Annotated in this window: 9 protein-coding genes; 6 read left to right on the forward strand and 3 right to left on the reverse strand. The window is 62.2% G+C overall.

The genetic code is table 11. The features are described from left to right. Window positions 1–27: 27 nt before the first annotated feature. The 3 genes from BM403_RS16295 to BM403_RS16305 all read left to right on the forward strand — a co-directional run bounded on the left by BM403_RS16295 (window position 28) and on the right by BM403_RS16305 (window position 18,768). On the forward strand, window positions 28–12,918 hold the full coding sequence (locus tag BM403_RS16295) for a non-ribosomal peptide synthetase (RefSeq protein ID WP_093543732.1): 12,891 nt from the start codon (window positions 28–30) through the stop codon (window positions 12,916–12,918). A 149-nt stretch (window positions 12,919–13,067) separates the two neighbouring features. Then, window positions 13,068–15,773, forward strand: a complete 2,706-nt coding sequence (locus BM403_RS16300) for a hypothetical protein (protein WP_093543734.1) — start codon at window positions 13,068–13,070, stop codon at window positions 15,771–15,773. A gap of 262 nt (window positions 15,774–16,035) precedes the next feature. Further along, window positions 16,036–18,768, forward strand: coding sequence for a hypothetical protein (locus tag BM403_RS16305; protein WP_093543737.1), 2,733 nt, complete (start codon window positions 16,036–16,038; stop codon window positions 18,766–18,768). A gap of 62 nt (window positions 18,769–18,830) precedes the next feature. Here the strand turns inward: BM403_RS16305 and dsbG are convergent, their stop codons facing one another. From dsbG to dsbD, 3 genes are read right to left on the reverse strand one after another with little or no spacing between them, the layout of a single operon-like run. Continuing rightward, window positions 18,831–19,592, reverse strand: a complete 762-nt coding sequence (gene dsbG / locus BM403_RS16310) for a thiol:disulfide interchange protein DsbG (RefSeq protein WP_093543740.1) — start codon at window positions 19,590–19,592, stop codon at window positions 18,831–18,833. Next, complete coding sequence (locus BM403_RS16315) at window positions 19,568–20,419, reverse strand: TlpA disulfide reductase family protein (RefSeq protein ID WP_015885144.1); 852 nt, start codon at window positions 20,417–20,419, stop codon at window positions 19,568–19,570. The genes dsbG and BM403_RS16315 overlap by 25 nt, the downstream gene beginning before the upstream one ends. After that, window positions 20,419–22,146 carry a protein-disulfide reductase DsbD gene (gene dsbD / locus BM403_RS16320; protein ID WP_093543743.1) on the reverse strand — a complete coding sequence of 576 codons (1,728 nt, stop codon included), beginning with the start codon at window positions 22,144–22,146 and terminating at the stop codon, window positions 20,419–20,421. Before dsbD ends, BM403_RS16315 begins: the two co-directional genes overlap by 1 nt. 162 nt (window positions 22,147–22,308) lie before the next feature. On the opposite strand from dsbD, the gene BM403_RS16325 reads away from it, so the two are divergent. The 3 genes from BM403_RS16325 to BM403_RS16335 all read left to right on the forward strand — a co-directional run bounded on the left by BM403_RS16325 (window position 22,309) and on the right by BM403_RS16335 (window position 25,200). Then, window positions 22,309–22,989 (forward strand): response regulator, encoded by a 681-nt coding sequence (locus tag BM403_RS16325; protein WP_015885142.1) that lies wholly within the window; start codon window positions 22,309–22,311, stop codon window positions 22,987–22,989. Continuing rightward, entirely contained in the window at window positions 22,986–24,308 is a 1,323-nt protein-coding gene (locus tag BM403_RS16330) for an ATP-binding protein (protein ID WP_015885141.1), read from the forward strand. The genes BM403_RS16325 and BM403_RS16330 overlap by 4 nt, the downstream gene beginning before the upstream one ends. 124 nt (window positions 24,309–24,432) lie before the next feature. Further along, window positions 24,433–25,200, forward strand: a complete 768-nt coding sequence (locus tag BM403_RS16335; protein WP_093543746.1) for an N-acetylmuramoyl-L-alanine amidase — start codon at window positions 24,433–24,435, stop codon at window positions 25,198–25,200. The last annotated feature ends 243 nt before the right edge of the window (window positions 25,201–25,443 follow it).

Here is a 25,443-nt window from a genome sequence, read left to right on the forward strand (position 1 = left end):
CGTAAGCCGCTTTCAGGCAGGAACCCCATGATGGACGCCTTCGAACTCCCCCAAACGCTGGTCCACTCCCTTCAACGTCGCGCCGCGCAGACTCCGGACCAGGTCGCCCTGCGCTTCCTCGCCGAATCCGCCGAGCATAGCGTTGTACTCAGTTACCGCGACTTGGACCAGCGCGCCCGCACCATTGCCGCCGCCCTGCAAGCCAATGCGGACCTGGGCGACCGTGCGGTGCTGTTGTTCCCCAGCGGCCCGGATTACGTCGCGGCGTTCTTTGGTTGCCTGTACGCCGGGGTCATTGCGGTGCCGGCCTATCCGCCGGAATCCACCCGTCGCCATCATCAGGAGCGCTTGCTGTCGATCATCAGCGATGCCGAACCGCGCCTGTTGCTGACCATCGCCAGCCTCGCCGACGGCCTGGCGCAGATTGAAAACGCGCCGCCAGTATTGAGCGTCGATAGCCTTGAGAGTGCCGGCGACTGGATCGCTCCCGACCTGCAGCCGGACGACATCGCCTTCCTGCAATACACCTCCGGTTCCACCGCGCTGCCCAAGGGCGTGCAAGTCAGCCACGGCAACCTGGTGGCCAACGAAGTGTTGATCCGTCGCGGTTTCGGCATCGACCTCAACCCGGATGACGTGATCGTCAGCTGGCTGCCGCTGTACCACGACATGGGCCTGATCGGCGGCCTGCTGCAACCGATCTTCAGTGGCGTGCCGTGCGTGCTGATGTCGCCGGCCTACTTCCTCGGCCGGCCGTTGCGCTGGCTCGAAGCGATCAGCGAATACGGTGGCACCATCAGCGGTGGCCCGGATTTCGCCTATCGCCTGTGCAGCGAGCGGGTCAGCGACTCGGCGCTGGAACGCCTGGACCTGAGCCAGTGGCGCGTGGCCTATTCCGGTTCCGAACCGATCCGCCTCGACACCCTGGAACGCTTCGCCGAGAAGTTCGCCACCTGCGGTTTTACCCCGAACAATTTCTTTGCCTCCTACGGCCTGGCCGAGGCGACCCTGTTTGTCGCCGGTGGCACGCGGGGCCATGGCATCCCCGCGCTGCGGGTCGACGAGCAGGCCCTGGCCGCCAATCGCGCCGAACCGGGGCAGGGCAGTGCAATCATGAGCTGTGGCACCCACCAGCCCGAGCATGCGGTCCTGATTGCCGACCCGCAGACCCTCACCGAACTGCCCGACAACCGCGTCGGCGAACTCTGGGCCAGCGGCCCAAGCATCGCCCACGGCTACTGGCGCAACCCCGAAGCCACCGCCAAGACCTTCGTGCAGCATGCCGGCCGTACCTGGCTGCGCACCGGCGACCTGGGTTTTATCCGTGACGGCGAGGTGTACATCACCGGTCGCCTCAAAGACCTGCTGATCGTGCGCGGCCACAACCTGTACCCGCAGGACATCGAGCAGACCATCGAGCGCGAAGTGGAAGTCGTGCGCAAAGGCCGGGTCGCGGCATTTGCAGTGAATGACCAAGGCCTGGAAGGTATTGGCATTGCCGCCGAAATCAGCCGCAGCGTGCAGAAAATCCTGCCGCCCGAAGCACTGATCAAGGCGATCCGCCAAACCGTTGCCGAGGCGTACCAGGAGGCGCCGAGCGTGGTGGTGCTGCTCAACCCTGGCGCCCTGCCGAAGACCTCCAGCGGCAAGGTGCAACGTGCGGCGTGCGCGCTGCGGCATGCCGATGGCAGCCTCGACAGCTATGCGCAGTTCCCTGATCTGCACGTGCAGGTCAGCGATGCAGCGTTGGGCTGCGAACTGCAAAACCAGATCGCCGCGATCTGGTGCGAGCAACTGCACGTCGCGACGGTCGCGGCCGATGACCATTTCTTCCTGCTCGGCGGCAACTCCATCACCGCCACCCAGGTGGTCGCGCGCCTGCGTGAAACACTCGGCCTGGAGCTGAACCTGCGCATGCTGTTCGAAGCGCCAACCCTGGAAGGCTTTGCCGCCAACGTTGCGCAGTTGCAACAGGATGGCGGTGTTGCCCAAGGCGCGATCCAACCCCTGTCACGCCAGGAAGACCTGCCCCAATCCCTTGCACAAAACCGCCTGTGGATCACTTGGCAACTGGACCCCCACAGCAGCGCCTACACCATCCCCGGCGCCCTGCGCCTGCGCGGCGAGCTGGATGAAGACGCCGTGCGCTTGAGCTTTCAACACCTGGTCCAGCGCCACGAAGCCCTGCGCACCCGCTTCTACGAAAGAGACGGCCAGGCCTTCCAGCGTGTCGAGGCCAAGGCGGATTTCGAGCTGCAAGTCATCGACCTCAGCGACCTGCCCACTGACGAACGCGAAGCCCGTGCACAGCAGATCCGCGAAGACGAAGCCCGTACCCAGTTCGACCTGGAAAAGGGCCCGCTGCTGTGGGTAACCCTGGTGCGCCTGGACGATGAGGATCACCAACTGTTGGTGACGCTGCACCACATCATCGCTGACGGCTGGTCGCTCAACATCCTCATCGACGAATTCTCGCGCCTCTACGCCGCCGCCGCCCAGGGCCAAACCCTGGAGCTGCCACCGCTGGCCCTGCAATACGCCGACTACGGCAGTTGGCAGCGCCAATGGCTGGCCGAAGGCGAAGGCCAGCGCCAACTGGCGTACTGGAAAGCGCAGTTGGGTGAAGAGCATCCCACCCTGAGCCTGGCCACCGACCACCCGCGCTCGGCACACCACCGTCACACAGCTTCACGCCACACGGTACGTCTTGGTGTGAGCCTCAGCGAAGCGATTCGCCAGACCGCCCAGGCCCACGAATCCACACCCTTCATGCTGTTGCTGGCAGCCTTCCAGAGCCTGCTCTACCGCTACAGTGGCCAGCGCAATATCCGCATCGGCGTGCCCAACGCCAACCGTCCGCGCCAGGAAACCCAAGGCCTGGTCGGCTTCTTCATCAACACGCAGGTCATGCGGGCCGAGCTGGACGGGCGCCTGCCGTTCAGCGAGCTGTTGGCCGCGACACGCCAGACGGCATTGGGCGCCCAGGCCCATCAGGACCTGCCCTTCGAACAGTTGCTGGAAGCTTTCCCGCAAGCTCGCGAACAGGGCCTGTTTCAGGTCATGTTCAACCACCAGCAACGCGACCTCAGCGCCTTGCGCCGTCTACCGGGCATGCTCGCCGACGAACTGCCATGGCACAGCCGTGACGCCAAGTTCGACCTGCAATTGCACAGCGAAGAAGACCGCAACGGGCGCCTGAGCCTGTCGTTCGACTACGCCGACGAGCTGTTCGACAGCGCGACCGTCCAGCGCTTGGCCGAGCACTTCATCAACCTGTTGCAAGCCGCGTGTGACCAGCCGCAGCAAGCCATCGGCGATCTAAAGCTGATGCAGGAAGACGAGCAGCAGCCGTGGAGCGAAGCACCTTGCACACCTGCCCAGCAATGGCTGCCGGAGCTGCTCAATAGGCACACCTCGGACAACATCGCGCTGGTCTGGCAGGGCGGCAGCCTGACCTTCGCCCAACTGCACACCCAGGCCAACCGCCTGGCCCACTACCTGCGCGACAAAGGTGTCGGCCCGGACGTGTGCGTGGCCATCGCCGCCGAGCGCTCGCCGCACCTCCTGATCGGCCTGCTGGCGATCATCAAGGCCGGTGGCGCCTACGTGCCGCTGGACCCGGATTACCCCGCCGAGCGCCTGGCCTACATGCTTAAAGACAGTGGCGTCCACCTGCTGCTGACCCAGACCGCATTGCTGGAACAGGTGCCGAGCGCCGACGGCGTGTGCGTGATTGCGATGGACAGCCTGCACCTCGACAGCTGGCCCACCCAGCCACCCGGCTTGCACCTGCACGGCGATAACCTCGCCTACGTGATCTACACCTCCGGCTCCACCGGCCAGCCCAAAGGCGTGGGCAACACGCATGCGGCATTGGCCGAGCGCTTGCAGTGGATGCAGGCCACCTATCCACTCAACGACACCGATGTGCTGCTGCAAAAGGCGCCGATCAGTTTCGACGTGTCGGTGTGGGAATGCTTCTGGCCGCTGATCACCGGCTGCCGACTGGTACTCGCCGGCCCTGGTGAACATCGCGACCCGCATCGCATTGCGCAGTTGGTGCAGGCACACGGCGTGACCACGCTGCACTTTGTGCCGCCGCTGTTGCAGTTGTTTATCGACGAACCGCAGGTGGCCGAATGCACCAGCCTGCGCCGCCTGTTCTCCGGCGGCGAAGCCTTGCCCGCCGAACTGCGCAACCGCGTCCTGGCGCAGTTGCCGGCAGTGCAATTGCACAACCGTTATGGTCCGACCGAAACCGCGATCAACGTGACCCACTGGCACTGCCGCGCGGAAGACGGCGAGCGCTCGCCGATTGGGCGTCCGTTGGGCAATGTGATCTGCCGCGTGCTGGACGAGCAACTCAACCCCGTGCCACTGGGTGTGCCGGGTGAATTGTGCATCGGCGGCATTGGCCTGGCCCGGGGTTACCTCGGCCGCGCCGGGTTGACGGCTGAACGCTTCGTTGCCGACCCCTATGGTGAGGCGGGCGCGCGCCTTTACCGCACCGGTGACCGCGCCCGTTTCAACGCCGAGGGTGTGATCGAGTACCTTGGGCGCCTCGACCAGCAGGTCAAGCTGCGTGGCTTCCGTGTGGAGCCGGAAGAAATCGAAGCGCGCATGCTCGCCCTGGAGGGCATCGCCCAAGCTGTGGTGCTGGTGCGTGATGCACAGCTGATCGGCTACTACACCGCCCCTGCCGAGCTGGACGAACACCACGTCAAGAGCGCCCTGGCCGCCGAGCTGCCGGAGTACATGGTGCCCGCGCTATTGATGCGCCTGGACGCCATGCCCCTGAGCCCCAGCGGCAAGCTGGACCGTCGCGCGCTGCCGGAGCCGGTGTGGCACGTGCGTGAACATGTCGAGCCCGAGACCCCGCTGCAACAGCAGATCGCCGCCATCTGGCGCGAAGTCCTCGGCTTGCCCAGCATCGGCCTGCGCGATGACTTTTTCGCCCTTGGCGGCCACTCGTTGCTGGCCACGCAAATCATCTCCCGCACCCGCCAGGCGTGTGACGTCGAGCTGCCGTTACGGACCTTGTTCGAAGCCAGCGAGTTGGGCGCTTTTGCCGAGCAGGTCCGCCTGATCCAGGCGTCGGGCCAACGCAACCAACAGACCGCCATCGCCAAGGTCGACCGCAGCCAACCGGTGCCGCTGTCCTATTCCCAGCAGCGCATGTGGTTCCTGTGGCAGATGGAGCCGGACAGCCCTGCCTACAACGTCGGCGGTATGGCGCGCCTGCGTGGCGTGCTGGATGTGGGGCGTTTCGAGGCGGCGCTGCAGGCCTTGATCATGCGTCACGAAACCCTGCGCACCACTTTCCCGAGTGTCGACGGCGTGGCCTGTCAGAAGGTCTCGGCCCAGACCGGCCTGCGCATGGACTGGCAGGACTTCTCCGCGCTGGACGAAGCCGAACGCCAGTCACGGTTGCAGCAATTGGCGGATCACGAGGCGCATACGCCGTTCAACCTGGAAACCGGACCGTTGCTGCGAGCCTGCCTGGTCAAGGCCGCTGAGCGCGAACACTACCTGGTGCTGACCCTGCACCACATCGTCACCGAAGGCTGGGCCATGGACATCTTTGCCCGTGAACTCAGCGCGTTGTATGAAGCCTTTATCGACGAGCGCCTGTCACCGCTGGCGCCGCTGCCGGTGCAGTACCTCGATTACAGCGTGTGGCAACGCCAGTGGATGGAAGCGGGTGAGCGTCAGCGTCAGTTGGACTATTGGACCCAGCAGCTGGGTACGGAACATCCGTTGCTGGAACTGCCCGGCGACCGCCCACGCCCGCCGGTACAAAGCCATCGGGGCGAGCTGTACCGCTTCGACCTGAGCGATGACCTGGCGGCCCGCGTGCGGGCCTTCAACGCCGAACGTGGCCTGACCCTGTTCATGACCATGACCGCCACCCTGGCCGTGTTGCTCTACCGCTACAGCGGCCAGACCGACCTGCGCATCGGTGCCCCCGTGGCCAACCGTATTCGCCCGGAAAGCGAAGGGCTGATCGGCGCTTTCCTCAATACCCAGGTGCTGCGTTGCCAGCTCAGTGGGCAGATGAACGTCGCTGAGTTGTTCGAACAGGTGCGCCACACCGTCATCGAAGGCCAGTCCCACCAGGACCTGCCGTTCGATCACTTGGTGGAAGCCCTGCAGCCGCCGCGCAGTGCGGCGTACAACCCGCTGTTCCAAGTGATGTGCAATGTGCAGCGCTGGGAGTTCCAGCAGAGCCGCCAACTGGCCGGCATGACCGTCGAGTACCTGGCCAACGATGCGCGCGCGACCAAGTTCGACCTCAACCTGGAGGTCACCGACCTCGATCATCGCCTGGGCTGCTGCCTGACCTACAGCACCGACCTGTTCGACGAGCCGCGCATTGCGCGCATGGCCGAACGTTGGCGCAACCTGTTGGAAGCCTTGATCGCCAACCCGCAACAACGGCTCAGCGAACTGCCGTTGCTGACCGCCGCCGAGCAACGCGCGTTGCAGGACAGCCTGGGCATCGAGGCGGGCGAGCACCGTCTCGACCAGTGCATTCATCAACTGTTCAGCCAGCAAGCGGCAGCCCGTGGCGATGCGCCGGCGCTGACCTTTGCCGGTGAAACCCTGAGCTACCGCGAACTCGACGCCCGCGCCAACCGCCTGGCCTGGATGCTGCGCGAGCGTGGCGTCGGACCGCAGGTGCGCGTGGGCCTGGCGCTGCCGCGCTCGCTGGAAATGGTGATCGGCCTGCTGGCGATCCTCAAGGCCGGCGGCGCCTATGTGCCGCTGGACCCGGAATACCCGCTGGACCGTCTGCACTACATGATCGAAGACAGTGGCGTCGGCCTGCTGCTCAGCGATGCGGCGATGTTCGAAGCCCTCGGCGAATTGCCCGCGAGCGTGGCGTGCTGGTGCCTGGAAGATGACCTGCCGGTGCTCGCCAACTACCCGGCCGATGAGCCGCCCTTTATCAGCCTGCCGCAGCACCAGGCGTACTTGATCTACACCTCCGGCTCCACCGGCAAGCCGAAAGGCGTGGTGGTGTCCCACGGTGAAATCGCCATGCATTGCGCGGCGGTGATCGAGCGGTTTGGCATGCGTCCAGACGACTGCGAATTGCACTTCTATTCGATCAACTTCGACGCCGCCACCGAACGCTTGCTGGTGCCGCTGCTCAGCGGCGCGCAGGTGGTATTGCGTGCCCAGGGCCAGTGGGATGCAGAAGAAATCTGCGCGCTGATCCGCACCCATCGCATCAACATCCTAGGCTTCACGCCGAGCTATGGCAGCCAGTTGGCGCAATGGCTGGCGACCCAGCAGCAGACCTTGCCGGTGCGCATGTGCATCACCGGTGGCGAAGCGCTCACTGGCGAACACCTGCAGCGCATCCGCGCCGCGTTCCAGCCGCAGGTGTTTTTCAACGCCTACGGCCCGACGGAAACGGTGGTAATGCCGCTGGCCAGCCTCGCGCCCGAGCAGTTGGAGGAGGGCGTTGCGAGCGTGCCGATCGGCAGCATTATTGGTGACCGCGTGGCCTATATTCTCGACGCCGACCTGGCGTTGGTGCCGCAAGGCGCGACCGGTGAGTTGTACGTCGGTGGGGCGGGTCTCGCCCAGGGTTATCACCAACGTCCGGGCATGACCGCCGAGCGGTTTGTCGCCGACCCGTTTGCCCACAATGGCGGGCGCCTGTACCGCACCGGCGACCTGGTGCGCCAACGCGGCGATGGCCTGGTGGAGTACCTGGGACGTATCGACCATCAGGTGAAGATTCGCGGTTTCCGTATTGAACTGGGCGAGATCGAAACCCGCCTGTTGGAACACGCGGCCGTGCGCGAAGCCGTGGTGCTGGCGCTGGATGCGCCGAGTGGCAAGCAGCTGGTGGCGTACCTGGTCAGCGATGCCGAGCACGGCGCATTACGCGATGCGCTCAAGGCTCACCTCAAGGCGCAACTGCCGGACTACATGGTGCCCGCGCACCTGATTGTGCTCGACAGCATGCCGCTGACCGCCAACGGCAAACTCGACCGTCGCGCCTTGCCGCAGCCGGACCCGGAAGCCAACCGCCAACAATACGTGGCCCCGCGCAACGAACTTGAAAGCACGTTGGTCGCCATCTGGTGCGCTGTGTTGAATGTGCAGCAAGTCGGTCTCGACGATAACTTCTTTGAGCTGGGCGGCGACTCGATCCTGTCGATCCAGGTGGTCAGCCGTGCGCGGCAGGCCGGGATTCACTTCAGCCCCCGCGACCTATTCCAGCACCAGACCGTGCAAACCCTGGCGGCGGTCGCCACGCGCTCCGAGCAGGTCACGGCCGAACAGGGTGTGTTGACCGGCACCTCCGGGCTGACGCCGATCCAGCACTGGTTCTTCGACACTGAGATCCCACAGCGCCAACACTGGAACCAGGCGCTGGTCCTCAAGCCGTTGCAACTGCTGGTGCCGCATCGCCTGGAGCAAGCCTTGCTGGCGGTGCTGGAACACCACGACGCCCTGCGCCTGAGCTTCTCCCAGCGTGACGCGCACTGGCACGCCGAGCACCTGGCCGTGCCGCAAGGCGGCGTACTGATGCAGGCGCAAGTGCGCGATATGGCACAATGCACCGCACTGTTCACCGACACCCAACGCAGCCTCGACCTGCAACACGGCCCGCTGCTGCGCGCCTTGCTGGTGGACGGGCCCGAGGGGCAGCAACGCCTGCTGATCGCGATCCATCACCTGGTGGTGGACGGCGTGTCGTGGCGGGTCTTGCTGGAAGATTTGCAAACGGTCTATCGCCAGTTGAGCGACGGCCAGTCCGTCAGCCTGCCGGCCAAGACCAGTGCCCTGCGTGAGTGGGCCGCGCGTTTGCAGGCCTACGCCGGCAGCGAATCCCTGCGTGAAGAATTGAGCGTCTGGCAGGCGCAGTTGGAGGGCCCTGATGTGGCGTTGCCGGTGGCCCGCCCGCAGGGTTCGCTGCGCAACCGCGATGCCGACACCGTCAGCGTGCGCCTGGATGCCGAGCATACGCGTCAGTTGTTGCAACAGGCTCCGAGCGCCTACCGCACCCAGGTCAACGATCTGCTGCTGACGGCCTTGGCCCGTGTGCTGTGCCGCTGGAGCGGCCACGCGTCGGCGCTGATCCAGTTGGAAGGCCACGGCCGCGAAAGCCTGTTCGATGACATCGACCTGACCCGCAGCGTCGGCTGGTTCACCAGCGCCTACCCGCTGCGCCTCACTCCGCACGCTGCTCAGGGCGACTCGATCAAGGCGATCAAGGAACAACTGCGCTCTGTGCCGCATAAAGGCTTGGGCTACGGCGTGCTGCGCTACCTGGCCGATGATCTGTGCCAACAGAGCATGGCCGTCTTGCCGAGCGCGCAGATCACCTTCAACTACCTCGGCCAGTTCGACCAGAGCTTCGGCGCCGATGCGCTGTTCCACCCATTGGATGAATCCGCAGGCCTGGCCCATGACCCGGACGCGCCGCTGCCTAACGAGTTGAGCGTCGACAGCCAGGTCTACGGCGGCGAGTTGGTGCTGCGCTGGACCTTCAGCCGTGAACGCTTCGATCACGCTACCGTGCGCGAATTGGCCGAGGCGTATCTGGCCGAACTGCACAGCCTGACCCAGCACTGCCTGCAGGACGATGCCGGTGGTCTTACGCCGTCCGACTTCCCGCTGGCCCACCTGAGCCAGGTGCAACTCGACAGCTTGCCGGTACCGGCCACCGTTATCGAAGACGTCTACCCGCTGACCCCGATGCAGGAAGGCCTGCTGCTGCATACCCTGCTGGAGCCGGGCACCGGCCTCTACTACATGCAGGACCGCTACCGCATCAACAGCGGCCTGGACCCCGAGCGTTTCGCCCAGGCCTGGCAGGCGGTGATCGCTCGTCACGAAGCCCTGCGTGCCTCGTTCTGCTGGAACGTCGGCGAAGACATGCTGCAAGTGATCCACAAACCGGGCAGCACGCCGATCGAGTATCTGGACTGGAGTGCTGACCCGGAAAGCGAACAGGAACCGCGTCTGCAAGCGCTGCTCAAGCAAGAGCGCGAGGCCGGTTTTGATCTGCTCAACCAGGCACCGTTCCACCTGCGCCTGATCCGTGTTGGCGCCGAACGCTACTGGTTCATGATGAGCAACCACCACATCCTCATCGATGCTTGGTGCCGTTCGTTGTTGATGAATGACTTCTTCGAGATCTACATGGCCCTCGGTGAAGGCCGCGAAGCGCAACTGGCCACACCGCCGCGTTATCGCGACTACATCGCCTGGCTGCAACGCCAGAACCTCAACGAGGCTCGCCAGTGGTGGCAGCAGAACCTGCAAGGGTTCGAGCGCACCACGCCGATCCCGAGCGACCGGCCGTTCCTGCGTGAGCACGCGGGTCACAGCGGCGGCATGGTGGTGGGCGATTGCTACACCCGTCTCGACGCCTGCGATGGAGCACAACTGCGCGAACTGGCCCAGGCCCATCAGCTGACCGTCAATACCTTCGCCCAGGCGGCGTGGGCGCTGGTGCTGCGACGCCTGAGCGGTGATCGCGACGTGCTGTTCGGCGTCACCGTGGCCGGGCGCCCGGTGGAGATGCCCGAGATGCAACGCACCGTCGGCCTGTTCATCAACAGCATCGCGCTGCGGGTAAAACTGCCCGAGGACGACCAGCCTTGCAGCGTGCGCCAGTGGTTGAACAGCCTGCTCGACAGCAATATGCAACTGCGCGAGTACGAATACCTGCCGCTGGTGACGATCCAGGAACACAGCGAACTGCCCAAGGGCCAGCCGCTGTTCGACAGCCTGTTCGTGTTCGAAAATGCCCCGGTGGAAGTCTCGGTGCTGGACCGCGCACACAGCCTGAATGCCACCTCGGACTCCGGCCGCACCCACACCAACTTCCCGCTGACCGCCGTGTGTTATCCAGGCGATGACCTCGGTTTGCACCTGTCCTACGACCAACGCTACTTCGACGAAACCACCGTGCAAGGCATGCTTGGCGAGTTCAAGCGCCTGCTGCTGGCGCTGGTGCAGGGCTTCCACGGCGACATGGCCGACCTGCCGCTGATTGGCGAGCAGGAGCGCGAGTTCCTGGTGGACGGTTGTAACCAGAGCGAACATCAGTATCCGCTGCAGCGCAGCTACATCGAGCTGTTCGAAGAGCAGGTGGCCGCGCATCCGCAGCGCGTCGCCGCCAGTTGCCTCGACCAGCAATGGACCTATGACGAACTGAACCGTCGCAGCAACGGCCTGGGCCACGCGCTCATCGCAGCGGGGGTCGGCCTCGATCAACCGGTGGCGCTGCTCGCCGAACGCAACCTCGACCTGCTGGGCATGATCATCGGCAGCTTCAAGGCCGGTGCCGGCTACCTGCCGCTCGACCCGGGCCTGCCGAGCCAGCGTTTGCGCAGCATCATCGACTTGAGCCGCACGCCGTTGCTGGTGTGCACCGAGGCGTGCCGCGAGCAGGCCATCGAGTTGCTGGACGGTTTCGATTGCCAGCTGCTGGTGTGGGAAGAAATACCGGCGCGTGGCGAAAACCCCGGCCTCTACAGCGGCCCGGACAACCTCGCCTATGTGATCTATACCTCGGGCTCCACCGGCCTGCCCAAGGGTGTGATGGTGGAACAGCGCGGCATGCTCAATAACCAGTTGAGCAAGGTGCCGTACCTGGCCTTGAGCGACGCGGATGTGATTGCGCAAACCGCTTCGCAGAGCTTCGATATTTCCGTGTGGCAATTCCTCGCCGCGCCGCTGTTCGGCGCACGGGTGGATATTGTGCCGAACACCCTCGCCCACGATCCACAGGGCCTGCTGGAACATGTGCAGGCCCAGGGCATCACCGTGCTGGAAAGCGTACCGTCGCTGATCCAGGGTATGTTGGCCCAGGACCGTATCAGCCTGGACGGCCTGCGCTGGATGCTGCCGACCGGTGAAGCCATGCCGCCGGAACTGGCGCACCAATGGCTGCTGCGCTACCCGCAGATAGGTTTGGTGAACGCGTATGGCCCGGCGGAATGCTCGGACGATGTGGCGTTTTACCGCGTCGACCTGGCCTCGACCCGTGGCACTTACCTGCCGATCGGCACGCCGACCGACAACAACCGTTTGTACCTGCTCGATGGTGCATTGGAGCTGGTGCCGCAAGGTGCTGTCGGCGAGTTGTGTGTCGCCGGGACCGGCGTCGGTCGCGGTTACGTCAGCGACCCGCTGCGCACCGCGCCGGTGTTTGTGCCGAACCCGTTCGGTGCACCCGGCGAACGCCTCTACCGCACCGGTGACCTGGCGCGCCGCCGCAGTGACGGTGTGCTGGAGTATGTTGGTCGCGTCGACCACCAGGTGAAGATTCGCGGCTACCGCATCGAACTGGGTGAAATCGAAGCGCGCCTGCACGAACAACCGGAAGTGCGCGATGCGGCGGTGGGCGTGCAGGAAGGCGTCAACGGCAAGCATCTGGTCGGCTATCTGGTGGCCGCGGATGCAGCACTGAACCCAGGCGAGCGCCTGGACCGCATCAAGCAACGCCTGCGGGCCGAACTGCCGGAATACATGGTGCCGCTGCACTGGCTATGGCTCGACCGCCTGCCGCTCAACGCCAACGGCAAACTCGACCGCAAGGCCCTGCCGGCGCTGGAGATCGGCCAGTTGCACAGCCAGGACTACCTGGCGCCGCGCAACGAACTGGAAACCACCCTGGCCGCTATCTGGGCCGAGGTGCTGAAAGTCGATAGGGTAGGGGTGCAGGACAACTTCTTTGAACTGGGCGGGCATTCGTTGCTGGCCACGCAGATTGCCTCGCGGGTGCAGAAAACCCTGCAACGGGATGTGCCGCTGCGGGCGATGTTCGAGTGCAGCACGGTGGCGGAGTTGGCTGAGTATATCGAGGGGTTGGCGGCGAATGAGATCAGTGCCGAGAAGGTGGATCGGTTGAGTGATTTGATGGCGGAGTTGGAGGGGTTTTGAGGCGGCCGTTGGTCGGCTACGGCGTGGGATTTCGTCAGAACTGTTAACTCTGACAGTAGGCGAAGGCGTAGCAAAAGCGCTCACTAGGAGAAAGCCCTTGGCCTGAGGCAGGTCAAGGTTAATAGCCTATGGAACATGGAGTTCTCACCATGCCGCAAAAAAAACCTACGTCTAATACTTCTTCAAATACAGACAATGCACGAACCCCTAAGGCAGTCGAGGTTGGCGCTCCGGTCATCTACAAAGGCGAGGGAGGAACGCTCTATCCGCTGGATGTGAAAGAGGGGCCGTATCTGACCACGGATTCGAACATGGACGATTCGGATATTACCGTCACCGTATCAGTTAAGTTTCAGCATGGGGGCGAAACGGTATTTGAAGACATTGTGGATAAAAGTGGAACCAGCGGCGTCCGGCGCATCCTCTTTCCTCTGAGTTACATAACATCTGGCATGGGGCACACACTCTTTTTCTCCTATAAAGGGAGGGTGGGCGGGCAGGTCGCAGAGTCCCGGGTCGCCGAGGTGGGCGTTCGGTTTTATGATGAAAAAGATCTTGAAGGTTATGTACCCAAGTTTGTCCATTCCGAGCTCGTTGACAATACGCCCACGTTGGATATGCACAAATTTACCGGGAACGAAACGATCCTCGCGTTTGCCCACCCTCTCGTTAAAGCAGGCGATCAACTATTCATAAACGTGGCGGGTGATCAGGACAAGACGCCTTTCGCTTTCAACATCGTGGCTGCTTCTCGCGTTGTCACTCCGGAGGAGGCGGTGCCGGGTCATGTGTTCAGGTTTTCTCTGCCACGCGGTTGGATGGGGCGTCGGCGGCCTTGGGGATCGCTGACTATTCATTGGGGCTGGATCTGCGATGGTCGCCCCCCACTGCCTCCGGCTGAAGTCGTTCCTACCCTTGAGACGCGTCTCCCAAAGAACGCTCTTGAAGGCCGTCCTCGTCCTTCCAGTAGATTGATTGAGGATCCTCGCCTTGAAAACCCGCCGCCTCCCCATCTACGGCAGTCAGTGCTGTACAAGGATGAGTGGTACCTGAACCCTGAACTCACCAAGGACGGTGGGGATGTAGATGCCCCCGGCCTGGATACCTATGTCGGTGACCATGTCTGTTTCCATGTGAGTGGACCCGGTTATGCGAAGAGGCCGCTGGGCTGTGTGACGATTGAAAACGATGAGGACCTGGCGTCCGTCAAATTGCCGGCTTGTGTCGTTGCGTGTTTCTTCAAAAAAGAAATGACGCTGAGCTACACCGTTGCGTTCAATGACAATGAACAATCATCACCCGCACGGGTGATCAGCGTTTTGACGCCTCAGTTCCATCATCCGGAGATTGAAGAGGCCACCCACGGTACGGTAGACCTCAGGACATTCCTGGAAGGTGCGACTGCGTTTGTGCCTGTCTGGAACTATGCCGAGTGTTCGAATCTTTGTTGGATGTGGATCACGGGCGAACGTGAAAACGGCAGCGCGTACCGGTTCGACATTTTGTCTGATGCACCTGTCAACGAGGACTGGAAGGTGCATGGCGTGGATGCGCGGATCCCAAGGGAAGTATTGCTACAGTTGGCCGATTGCAGTGAATTCAAACTGCACTTCGCGGCGAGCTTCTGTGAAGCCACCGCCCTGGCGGACGCCCATGAGTTTCCTGCGCAGGCATTCAACATCGAGCAGGAACCTCTGGTGCTGGCGGCGCCCAAAGTGACGGAAGCGGTCGGCACCGACTTGACTGCCTGGAATGGGCGCGAGGGCGTCCATGTCGAAGTGAGTTACACCGGCAAACACCCCAAGCACAGTATCAGCCTGTGTTGGGAGAGACCGGAGGGTACCTGCTGGCCGTTGGCCTCCAAGCCCGGCAGTGCTGTGGGTGCAGTCATTTTCTCACTACCGCGGGAAGCGGTTATCGAGAGCATGGGCAAAACAGTGGCGATCACCTACACCGTGACCACGGCGTGCAAGGTGCAGACATCACTGCCGTTGAATGTGAAGATCAGCAAACCTGTGCGTCTGCCGACGCCGGTTGTCCCACAGGCCACGCCACCGGTCGTGCAAGGTGGCATTCTGGATCTGGCCACCTTTTCAGGCGATGCGTCCATCACCGTGGAAAAATGGTGGTTTGCCCTGGCGGGGCAAAAAGTCTGGTTGCGCTGCATAGGTACTAAACAGGACGGAAAGCCTTACACCATTACGGTGTCGTCGAGCAAAGCGCTGACGGACGCAGAAGCGGGCGAGGGGCTGGTAGATTTATTACCACGGAACGAAATTGAGTTATTAAAAGATGAAAGTGACCTGACAGTTTTGTGCAAGGTCACCGTAGATGGCAATGTGGTTGAAAGTGAAGCCATCGTGTTTCCGACACTGACGCTGAAGGTTAGGACCAAAAAACAAATTCACTATGAAAACTTCGACAATCACCCCGATAGATTAATTGAGGCAGGGGGTAGTATTGATGAGCCAGGGTTGAGGATGAAAATCACGCTGTTGCCGGGATCGCCAGGCGTGTCTGGGATACATAAATACATATATGCCCCAGCAGGACCCGCGATAGTTGTAGCCTTTAATGAGCCGGATTTAAATCCACAGCAGAAGGTACAACTGGATTTCAGATCGTTGTATGCGCGTATTCAGTTTTCCGTGTTTTATCTCCACCTCCATGCCCGAGTGATCTTTTTCGATGAGCAAGACGAGGAAATAGGTGTGCATGCATTGGTCGGTGGGTCTGTAGGCGGCTCGACCAATCAGACTGTAGACTTTTCTGCTCCTGCAGGAACAAAAATAAAGCGGATGATCATGGAAGTGGGTGATTACGCCTATCTTGATTCTTTTGTTCTTTGGGAGTGACGAAAGGTTATCTGGGGGCAACTGAGGCCTGTTTGGCCACCGACCCTGCAACGTCGGTATTTTTCGGCGTTGCAGAGCCGGGTTGGGCACCCGCCGTGGTGCGGACATTCATTTTATAAGGAGGGCAAGCAGGGCGCTCCGTCAGAACTGTCAATTCTGACAGTAGGCAGGGTTTCTGTTTCAGCCGTTAGATAACCGGAGTTTCTGGTCGACCGGGCTAAGCCCGATCGATGGTTATCTACTGCTGAACAGGAGTCTTACCGTGGCTAAAAAACCGATCCCTACAACGCCGCCCTCCGCGCAATCGAAGCACATTGCATCCTCCCCTTCGAGTAAAACACTGCTTAAACCCGTAATAATTAAGCATGCTCCTGACAACAGCAGTGTGCTTTACCCCATTGATGCCATCGCCGGTACCACAGCAACGCTCACGTTGAATGCGGGCAGTACCGAGGTGCAGCTTTATTGGGACATAAAGCCTCATCCGAATTTCCCGACACCCCCGACGTTTCTGCCGCTCACGGTGGAAAGCGGCAATACTGTCGATATTCCCTGGGAATGGGTGAGTACCAGTATCGGCCATACCGTGCTGATCAGTTATACGGCTGTGGTGGATGGCGAACTTCAGTCTTCACAGGTACGGGACTTGGAAATCCAGCAGGTTCGCGAAGCAGACCTGATTGTCTCCCGGCCGGAGTTTGTGCACGCTGAGTATGAGTGGAGCACGTGGTGGCTGTGGATGAGTGATTTCGAGGGCGATGAGACGATCACGATCGACGCCTGGCCGATGATCCAGCCCGGGCAGCGCTTGTTTGTTACCGTGGCCGGCGATCAGCATCAGGCGCCTTACCCCTTTATCTGGGTAGTCTATGACCATGTGGTGACGGAGGCCGAAGCGCATGCCGAGCATGTGTTTGAACTTGAACTGTCGCGCCGCTGGATGTCACAGCGCCAGGACTACTCGGCCCTGACGATCCACTTTGGGGTGATCTGGGACGGCACGGAGCCCGTGATGCCGGAGAGGGACGATCCTCTTCGGGAAAACCCGTTGCCCATCAATGCGCAGGATATTCACCTGCGTACCACCACGTTGTTGCGCGTTGACCCTGGGTTGGATTTACCGCCGCCGCATTTGCGTGAATCAACGGAGTGCACGCCAGGTCACTGGGTGCTCAACCCGGTCAACAGTGCTTCCGGTGGGCATGCGGACGTTACCTACGACTGGATAGCACCGGGAGACCACGTTTGCGCCTACGCATCCGGCCCGGGGCTGGAGACACAGCCGCTCGGCTGCAAGGACGTGAAAAAGGGCGAAACCTCGCTGGCATTTGAGGTCGTGCCGTGGATTATCGCTGCGCTGTTCAACCAGACGTTAACGTTGACCTATACCGTGAGTTCCAACGGGAGCGATCCGCAGCACTCCCCCGAACGTGTCATCAAGGTCCTTGAGCCTTTGCTGACCGTGCCGGAGATCGCAGAGGCGACAGCGGGCATTGTGGACCTCAATACCTTCAATGGTAACGCAACAGGCGTGGTGCCCATTTGGGAGTACGCGGCGCGGGGAGAATGCTGCTGGATGTGGATCACCGGCACGCTTGAGGGCGGTGGTGCCTATCGGTTTGACGTGTTTGAGGATGAGCCGCTTACGTCCGAGTGGCTGCATGATGGGGTGAACACGCCGATCTCTAGAGCTGATCTGCAAACGTTGGCGGACTGCAGCGATTTCGTACTGCATTTCGCGGCGAGCTTTGATGGGCAGTGTGAACGCGCGACGGCTATTGAGTTCCCGTCGAGAACCTTCACCATGGTGCAGGAAGACCTGGTCTTGGTCGCACCGACCGTACGCGAAGCCGTGGGTAACCAACTGACGATTTACAACGGCAGAGAGGGCGTGACGGTGCGGGTGAAATATCCGAGCATCAGTGATCACCAGCAAATCCGCGTGTGCTGGAAACGGACAGACGGAACCTGCCTGCCCCTGGCCTCCCAGCCAGGTAATCATGCGCTGGGCCATGTGGACTTCAGCATCCCGCGTGAGGCGGTGATTGAGGCTGCCGGTGAAACGGTCACGATCAACTACACGGTAACGAGTGCGTGCAAACTTGCGACCTCCGAGTGTCTGGCGTTGCACATCAGCCTGCCGGTGCGTTTGCCCACGCCTGGGGTGCCACAGGCAACGCCGCCAGCGACCCAGGGCGGTATTTTGGACCTGCGTACCTTTGCAGGCGATGCCAGCATCACCGTGGAAAAATGGTGGTTCATCCTATTAGGGCAGGTGGGTTGGCTTGAGTGCCGAGGCACCCAGGAAGATGGCTCTTCCTACACCATTCATGTGATGGTCAACCAGCCGATCAACGCGAATGATCTGGCCAATGGGTTGTCACGCGTGCTCAAACGCGATGAGTTGAACAAACTGCGCAACAGGACGCCGTTGGACGTCGTATTCAAGTGCACCACAAAGGTCGGCGGCCATGCCGGGAACGCAGTCGAGTTTCCACTTTTGCACTTGGAATTTCGTAAGGCGTTTTACGACTACACGGATTTTGATCCGGACGGTAAAGGTTGGAACGGCTGGCAAAGAGGCTTGGGCGCCGCCTCCCCGGCTGATTTGGTACATGAGCATGAAGCGGGGCCGCCTCCAGGGCCGAACCCGGTACATTTCCTGAAGGACTGGGGGTATACCGACACGAGGGATCCTGCTACCCAGAGTGAGAAAATGTACAAGGAGTTCAATGAACTTGAACAGGGGCGTACTTACACGTTCAGGGCCAGAGTTCGTGACAGTTACGGCTTTGCTTATAAACCCCGCTTGGTACTGCTGGCGAACGGAACTGAGATTAGCCCGATTGTAGAGCCGGGCCTTGCTTGGCAATTCATCGAGGGGGTGTTCACCGCCAGGTCAACCTCAACTCGGCTCAGTTTTGATAATCGCCGAATGGGGATTGCGCCCGGCAATGATTACGACGTTGAGTCGTTTCTCATAGAGGAGGTCTGATCAGATAACGCGGAAGGAATCAGGACAGGCCTCCATTTGAGGGAGGCCTTTTCTTTGCAGGCTTATTTAGGCCCGAGGATCTTCACCAACTTATCCGGCGAAGGCGCCCCCTGCTGTTGCTGCAAGCCACCCTTGTCATCCAGATAGAAAATCGCCGGCGTCGCCGACAATTCCAGTTCATCCATCAACTTCATATTGGCATCGAGCTTGGCCTCGATATCCGCCGGGATCTTGGCCAACGCCTGCAACTTGCTGCCCTTGCCGGCGGCTTCGTGTTCTTCCAAGGCTTTCTGCGGGTCTTTGGCCGCGAACAGCGCGGCGGATTTGCCTGGGCTGTCTTCGCGGATGATGCCGACCATGATGTGGCGCAATTGCACCTTGCCGGCTTTTACCCAAGGACGGGCTTGTTCCCAGAACATATTGCAGTAAGGGCAGTTGGGGTCGCTGAACAAGTAGACGATGCGTGGGGCTTTAACGTCGCCGTCCTGGATCCAGCTGCTTTTTTCCATCTTGGCCCAGACTTCCTTGGCCATCGGTGCGTACACCAGTTTTTCCAGCGGTGCGCTGCTGAGGTCATTGCCCTGGGCGTCGTACAGGTTGCCGGCGATCACGCTTTTGCCGTCGGCGGTCAGGTACAGGGCCATGCCCCGGTTCTGGTATTGGGCGGCGTAGCCGGTGAGGCCGCTGGGGGCGTCGAATGTGCCGAGGATCCTGGCGCCTTTGGCCTCGATCTGTTTGATCGGTGCCGGCCAGTCGTCGGCCTGGGCCAGGGTGGCGGCAAGCGTCAGCGGCAGCAGGGTCAGCAGGTGGCGGAGGCGGGGCATGTCGGTTTCCTTGTGGCGGCGGGAGCGGTGTCGAAGGGTTCCATGGCACGGGCCAGGCTGGCCTGGGACAGTTCACCCAGGTGGCTGTTGATCAGGCGTCCATCGGCGCGGTAGAACAAGGTGGTGGGCAGGGCCATTGAGCCCACGGCCTGGCCGAGGCGGCCGCTGGCGTCGAACAGCACGTTGTCGAGGGTCAGGCCTTGGGTGGCGAGGAAGGTGCTGACGCTTTGCATGCTTTCGGCCTGGTTGACGAACAGGAAGGTCACGTCGGGGCGTTGGTGCTGAGCGCGTTCGAGTACCGGCATTTCGCGGCGGCACGGCGGGCACCAGGTGGCCCACAGGTTGATCACCAGCGGGCCACCCTTGTAGTCGGCCAGTTGCACCACGTCGCCATTGGCATTGCGCAAGGTGATGTCCGGCAGTTGCGAGCCTTTGTCATACAGGTTCAGGGACACACTGGTCATGCCCCAGAACACCAGGCCGGTGATTACGCCGGCGCTCAGCGGCTTGCGCAGCGCCGGGCGCCGCCAACCGTAGGCCAGTGCGCCCAGGACCAGCGCGATCACGCCGGGCCAGGCGAGAAAACCGCCGTCGCGCAGGTCGACCATCTGCAGCCAGTCGTAGCTGTAGTCGCTCCAGTACATCAGCACAAAACTGACGCGGGCGACCAGCATGCCCAGCAGGAACAGGCTGAACAGCACCGATTCCGGGTTTTCACCGCCACGCTTGGCCACGCGCCAGCCCACCAGGGTGGCGATAATCAGCGCACTGATCAGCAGGATGTGATTCAGGGCGATGGCGAAGGTGCCGATGGTCAGGGTCAGCATCAGAGGGCGTCCCGGGTTTGCGTCCAGCGTTGCAGGAAAGTGGCGGCATCCACTTCGCCGGTGATGCGGTGGGCGCGGCGTTCTTCACCGTCCGGGCCGATCCACACAAAGCTCGGTGGGCCGGGGACTTTGTAGCGGCCGAGCAGCTCGCGGCTGGCGGTGTTGTCAGCGGTGACGTCCAGGCGCAGCAAGCGCACGTCCTTCAGGGCATCGAGTACTTCAGGTTTGCCGAACACCTGTTTTTCCATGATCTTGCATGCCACGCACCAGTCGGCGTAATAGTCGACCAGCACCCACTGGCCTTGGGCCTTGGCGCTGTCGAGTTGGCTTTGTAGCACGGCCGGGTCGTTGAGGGTCATGAAGGCGTCGTGGGCGGTGGGAGCGGCGGCGGCCCGCGAGCCGCTGTAGACCTTCAGCGGTTGCCACAGGTCATCGCTGCCCCCCGCGGCGCCCACCACCAGCACGGCGCCCCACAGGCCCAGCACCAGGGAGCCGGCGCCGAACACTTTGGCGGCCAGGCCGTACTCGCGGGCCAGGGTCCAGCCGCTGTAGGCCATCACCAGCGCGAGTGCGCCCCATAAACCGATCCACAGGTTTTCGCCGACCACCGGGCGAATCATCCACACAGCGGTGCCGAGGAACAGGAAGCCGAAGATACCCTTGAGCACGTTCATCCAGGTGCCGGGTTTGGGCAGGAAGCGATTGCCCACGGTCACCAGCAGCAACAGCGGAATACCCATGCCGATGCCCATGTAGAACAGAATCAAGCCCCCGTGCAGTGCATTGCCACTTTGCGCGATATACAGCAGCACGCCCGCCAGTGGCGCGGTCATGCAGGGGCCGACCAGCAGGCCGGACAGCGCGCCGAGTACGCCCGCGCCCATCAGGCTGCCGCCGCTTTGCTGGCGGCTGACGTTGTCCAGGCGGTCACGCAGGAACGCCGGCAGTTGCAGTTCGAAGAAGCCGAACATCGGCAGGGCCAGGATCACAAACAACGCGGCGAAACTGCCGAGGATCCAGGGGGTTTGCAACAGCGCGGCGAGGTTGCTGCCGAGCAACGCGGCCAATACGCCCAGCGCGGCATACACCAGCGCCATGCACACCACGTAGCTGCTGGCCAAGGCGAAGCCGCGACGCGGGCTGGCGCCACTGCCCACCACCAGGCCGGCCAGGATCGGCAGCATCGGCAACGAGCACGGGGCAAACGCCAACAACAGGCCAAGGCCGAAGAACACCAACAAGCTCCAACCCAGGCTGCGTTGTTGCAGGCCGCTGGCCAGGCTCTGGTCCTGGGCTTGGGCGGTAGCGGCGACTGCCGGGTTGCCGCCCAGGTCCACGGTGATCGACTGCGGTGGGTAGCACAGGCCCGCATCGGCGCAGCCCTGCCAGCCCAGCTTGACCTGGCCGGTGACCCCTGCCGGAATCTTCACTTCCAGGCCCTGGCGATACACTTGCTGCTCGCCGAAGAACTCATCGCTATGGGCTTCGCCCTGGGGCAGCGTCGGTTTTTCGGCGAGGCCGTCGAATTTCATGCGTTGTTGGTACAGGTAATAACCGTCGGCAATCTGCCAATACAGCTGGGTCTCGCCACTTTCAAGACGTTCGGAGGTAAAGGTGAAGGCCTTGCCCACCGGGAGGAAATCGGGTTTGGTCTCAAACGGGTTGCCCGGCGAAGCCTGGGCGAACCCCGCGAAAAAAACCAGCAGGAAGGTAAACAGATACCGCATCGTCAAGCCTTAGTTCGTTGCAAGTAGGCACACAATGTGTGGCGTTGATTAACCGATGATTAACCCAGGCTATTCTAGAGGGAGTGTGGATCGTTTAGCGGCATAATCTGCGCTTAATCCGCTGCACTTTTAATCACCCCCATCTTTCATGAAGGGTTCACCATGCACGTACTGGTCTGTGAAGACGACGAACTGATCGCCAGCGGCATTGTGGCCGGCCTCACCGCCCAGGGTTTTACCGTCGAGCGCGTGGCCACGGCGGGCGCTGCACGCGCGATGCTCAAGGCGGCCACCTTCGACATCATGGTGCTTGACCTCGGCCTGCCGGATGAAGACGGCCTCAAGCTGTTGCAGCAGCAGCGCAGCCAGGGCCTGGAAATCCCGGTGCTGATCCTGACCGCACGGGACTCGGTGACCAACCGCGTCGACGGCCTGCAGGCCGGCGCCGACGACTACCTGCTCAAGCCCTTCGACCTGCGTGAACTCGCCGCGCGCCTGCAAACCCTGTTGCGTCGGGTGGCGGGGCGCAGCGTCAACCTGATCGAGCATGGCCGCCTGGCCTACAACCCCAGCAGCCGCGAAACGTTCCTGGGCGGCCAGCCGGTGGACCTGTCGCGCCGCGAACAGGCGCTGCTGCAAGCCCTGCTGCACAACAAAGGTCGGGTGCTGTCCAGCGAGCAGCTCAAGGACAGCGTCTACGGCTTCAACGACGAATTGGAAAGCAACGCCCTCAACGTGCATATCCACCACCTGCGGCGCAAATTGGGCAATGGCATCGTCGAGACCGTGCGCGGCCTCGGGTACCGCCTGGGCCCGGCTGACGGGGGCGAGGACGCATCGTGAAAAGCCTGCGCCTGCGCCTGACGTTCAAGCTGGGCGCCGCTTTTGTGTTGATCTGGGCCCTGGCGGCGGCGTGGATGCTCAACGATCTGCGCAACCAGATGATGTTCTCTCTCGACCAGCGCCTGGTGGCGTCGGCGCGCATGGTGGCAGGCCTGACCGAGCAGATGCCGGGGCTGGCCAGTGTGAGCGGCGGTGCGCATTTCAGCGCCGAACAGCTGCACGTACCCGGCGGCATGGCCTGTCAGGTCAGCTCCTTGCGTGGCGAAGTCCTGGCGCGCAGCCATACCACTCCGGAGGAGGGGCTGGAGTCGCGCAAGAGCGGTTTCCGGGACCAGGTCATCGATGGCGTGGGCTGGCGCAGTTTTACCTTGTCCCGTGGCGATCTGTTGATCACCACCGCCGACCGCCAAGTGGAACGTGAGGCGCTGAACCTGTCGATCCTGCTGGCGGCGTCGGTGCCGGTGGGCGTGGCGATGCTCGGCTGCCTGTGCCTGCTGTGGCTGGGTATCGGCCAGAGCCTGCTGCCGCTCAATCGCATGCGTGACGCCTTGATGCGCCGCAGTGCCGATTCCCTGGAGCCGCTGCAGATCCACCCGTTGCCCAGCGAACTCAAGCCGCTGCTCGACACCCAGAACCAACTGTTGCAACGCATCGCCAAGACCATCGAACGCGAACGCCGCCTGACCGGCGACGCTGCCCACGAACTGCGCAGCCCGCTGACGGCGATCAAGACCCACCTGCAAGTGGCGCGCATGACCGAAGGCGCGGCCCGCGACCAGTCCCTGGCCCATGCCGAGGAGGGCGCCGACCGCCTGCACCGGACCCTTGAGCAATTGCTGTTACTGGCACGGGTGGAAGGCAGCCTGTCCTTCGACGATGGGTTGCAATCGAGTGCCGAGGAAGTGGCGCGGTTGGCCATTCAGGATGCGAACGCCGGCGACAACTCGCGCATTGACCTGATTCTGCCGGATAACCTCTCCGGCGCCCCCGTGGAAATGCCGGTGGGCCTAGCGGTCGCCGCCTTGCGCAACCTGTTGGACAACGCCTTGCGCCACACACCGGCGGACACCCGGGTGGAGCTCAGTGTGTTCACCTCTGCCGATAACGTGGTGTTCCGCGTGCGTGACCACGGCAAGCAGATCTCCACCGAGGACCTGCAATACCTGACCCAACGCTTCTGGCGCAATGGCAACAGCGAAGGCTGCGGCCTGGGCCTGGCGATCGTGCAAGCGATTGTGCAGCGCTGTTCCTGCTCCTTGAAGTTCGACAGCCAGCCCGACGGCCTGCGCGTCGATTTGGGCATGCCGCTGCGGCGCTGATCACTTTTCTCTCACGTGCCAAATAGTTACCGCCCTCCTGGGGTTCAAATCTTCAGGATGGCGGTAATTTTTTTGCGCTTGAACGGGCTGAACGACTCGGCCTGTATTGAAAAGGACGGTTCTTATGTTGGTCATCGATACCAGTTTCCCAGCCAAAGGCTTTAACGAACGTAACGGCGAGCCGGTGCGGCAGGTGATCCTGCATTACACCGCCGCACCTTTTGGCTCCTCCCTGCGCACCCTGACTCAGGATGGGGTCAGTGCGCACTACTTGCTGCCCGACCCTGATGAGCCCAGTTACCGGGCTGCTGGCTATGAAGAGTTGCGTGTCTTTCGCCTGGTGGAGGAAGGCAAGCGTGCCTGGCATGCCGGTGTGAGCCATTGGGCGGGCCGCGATAACCTCAATAGCCGCTCGATTGGCATCGAGATCGTCAACCTGGCGCGGGATGACGGCGGGGTGTTTACCTTTCCGGCCTACGGGGAGGAACAAATCGAGGTGTTGATTGCGCTGGTTCGCGACGTTCTTGGGCGTTACCCGCAGATCGGCCCCACCGACATCCTCGGGCACTCGGACGTGGCGTACGGGCGCAAGAGCGATCCGGGGCCTCGGCTACCGTGGCAGTGTTTGCATGAGGCGGGGGTTGGAGCCTGGTTTGATGAGGTGACGCGGGCCATGTACCAGCGACGGTTTTGCCTTGGGTTACCGCCCGAGGTCGAGGTGGAGCGGGCGTTTCAGCGTTATGGGTATGCGCCGGCAAAGAATCGGCAGGCATTCGAGCAGAGGACGCGGGCGTTTCAGATGCACTTTCGGCCGCGGGATTATTGTGGGTTCCTGGATGCGGAGACTTGCGCGATTTTGTATGCGCTGAATGAAAAATACCTTGGGTTATGAAGCTTGGCGCGGTTCAAATGTGTGGGCTTGCTCGCGAAAGCGGCCTGACAGCGGACCTGGATGTTGGATCAGACAGGGTACATATCCGTTATTTGGGTAACGGCTGCTATGGGTTCCGCTCTTACAGCGGGTCACTTTTGGAAGAGCGCCAAAAGTAACCCAAAACGCTTCGCCCCAACACTCGGCACCTCGCCTGGGCTCGGTGTGCCCGTAATCCGACAGGTATTTGGGGGGCCGCCTGAG

Origin of the sequence: Pseudomonas sp. OV546, from assembly GCF_900116845.1 — a bacterium.
GTDB classification, from domain to species: domain Bacteria; phylum Pseudomonadota; class Gammaproteobacteria; order Pseudomonadales; family Pseudomonadaceae; genus Aquipseudomonas; species Aquipseudomonas petroselini.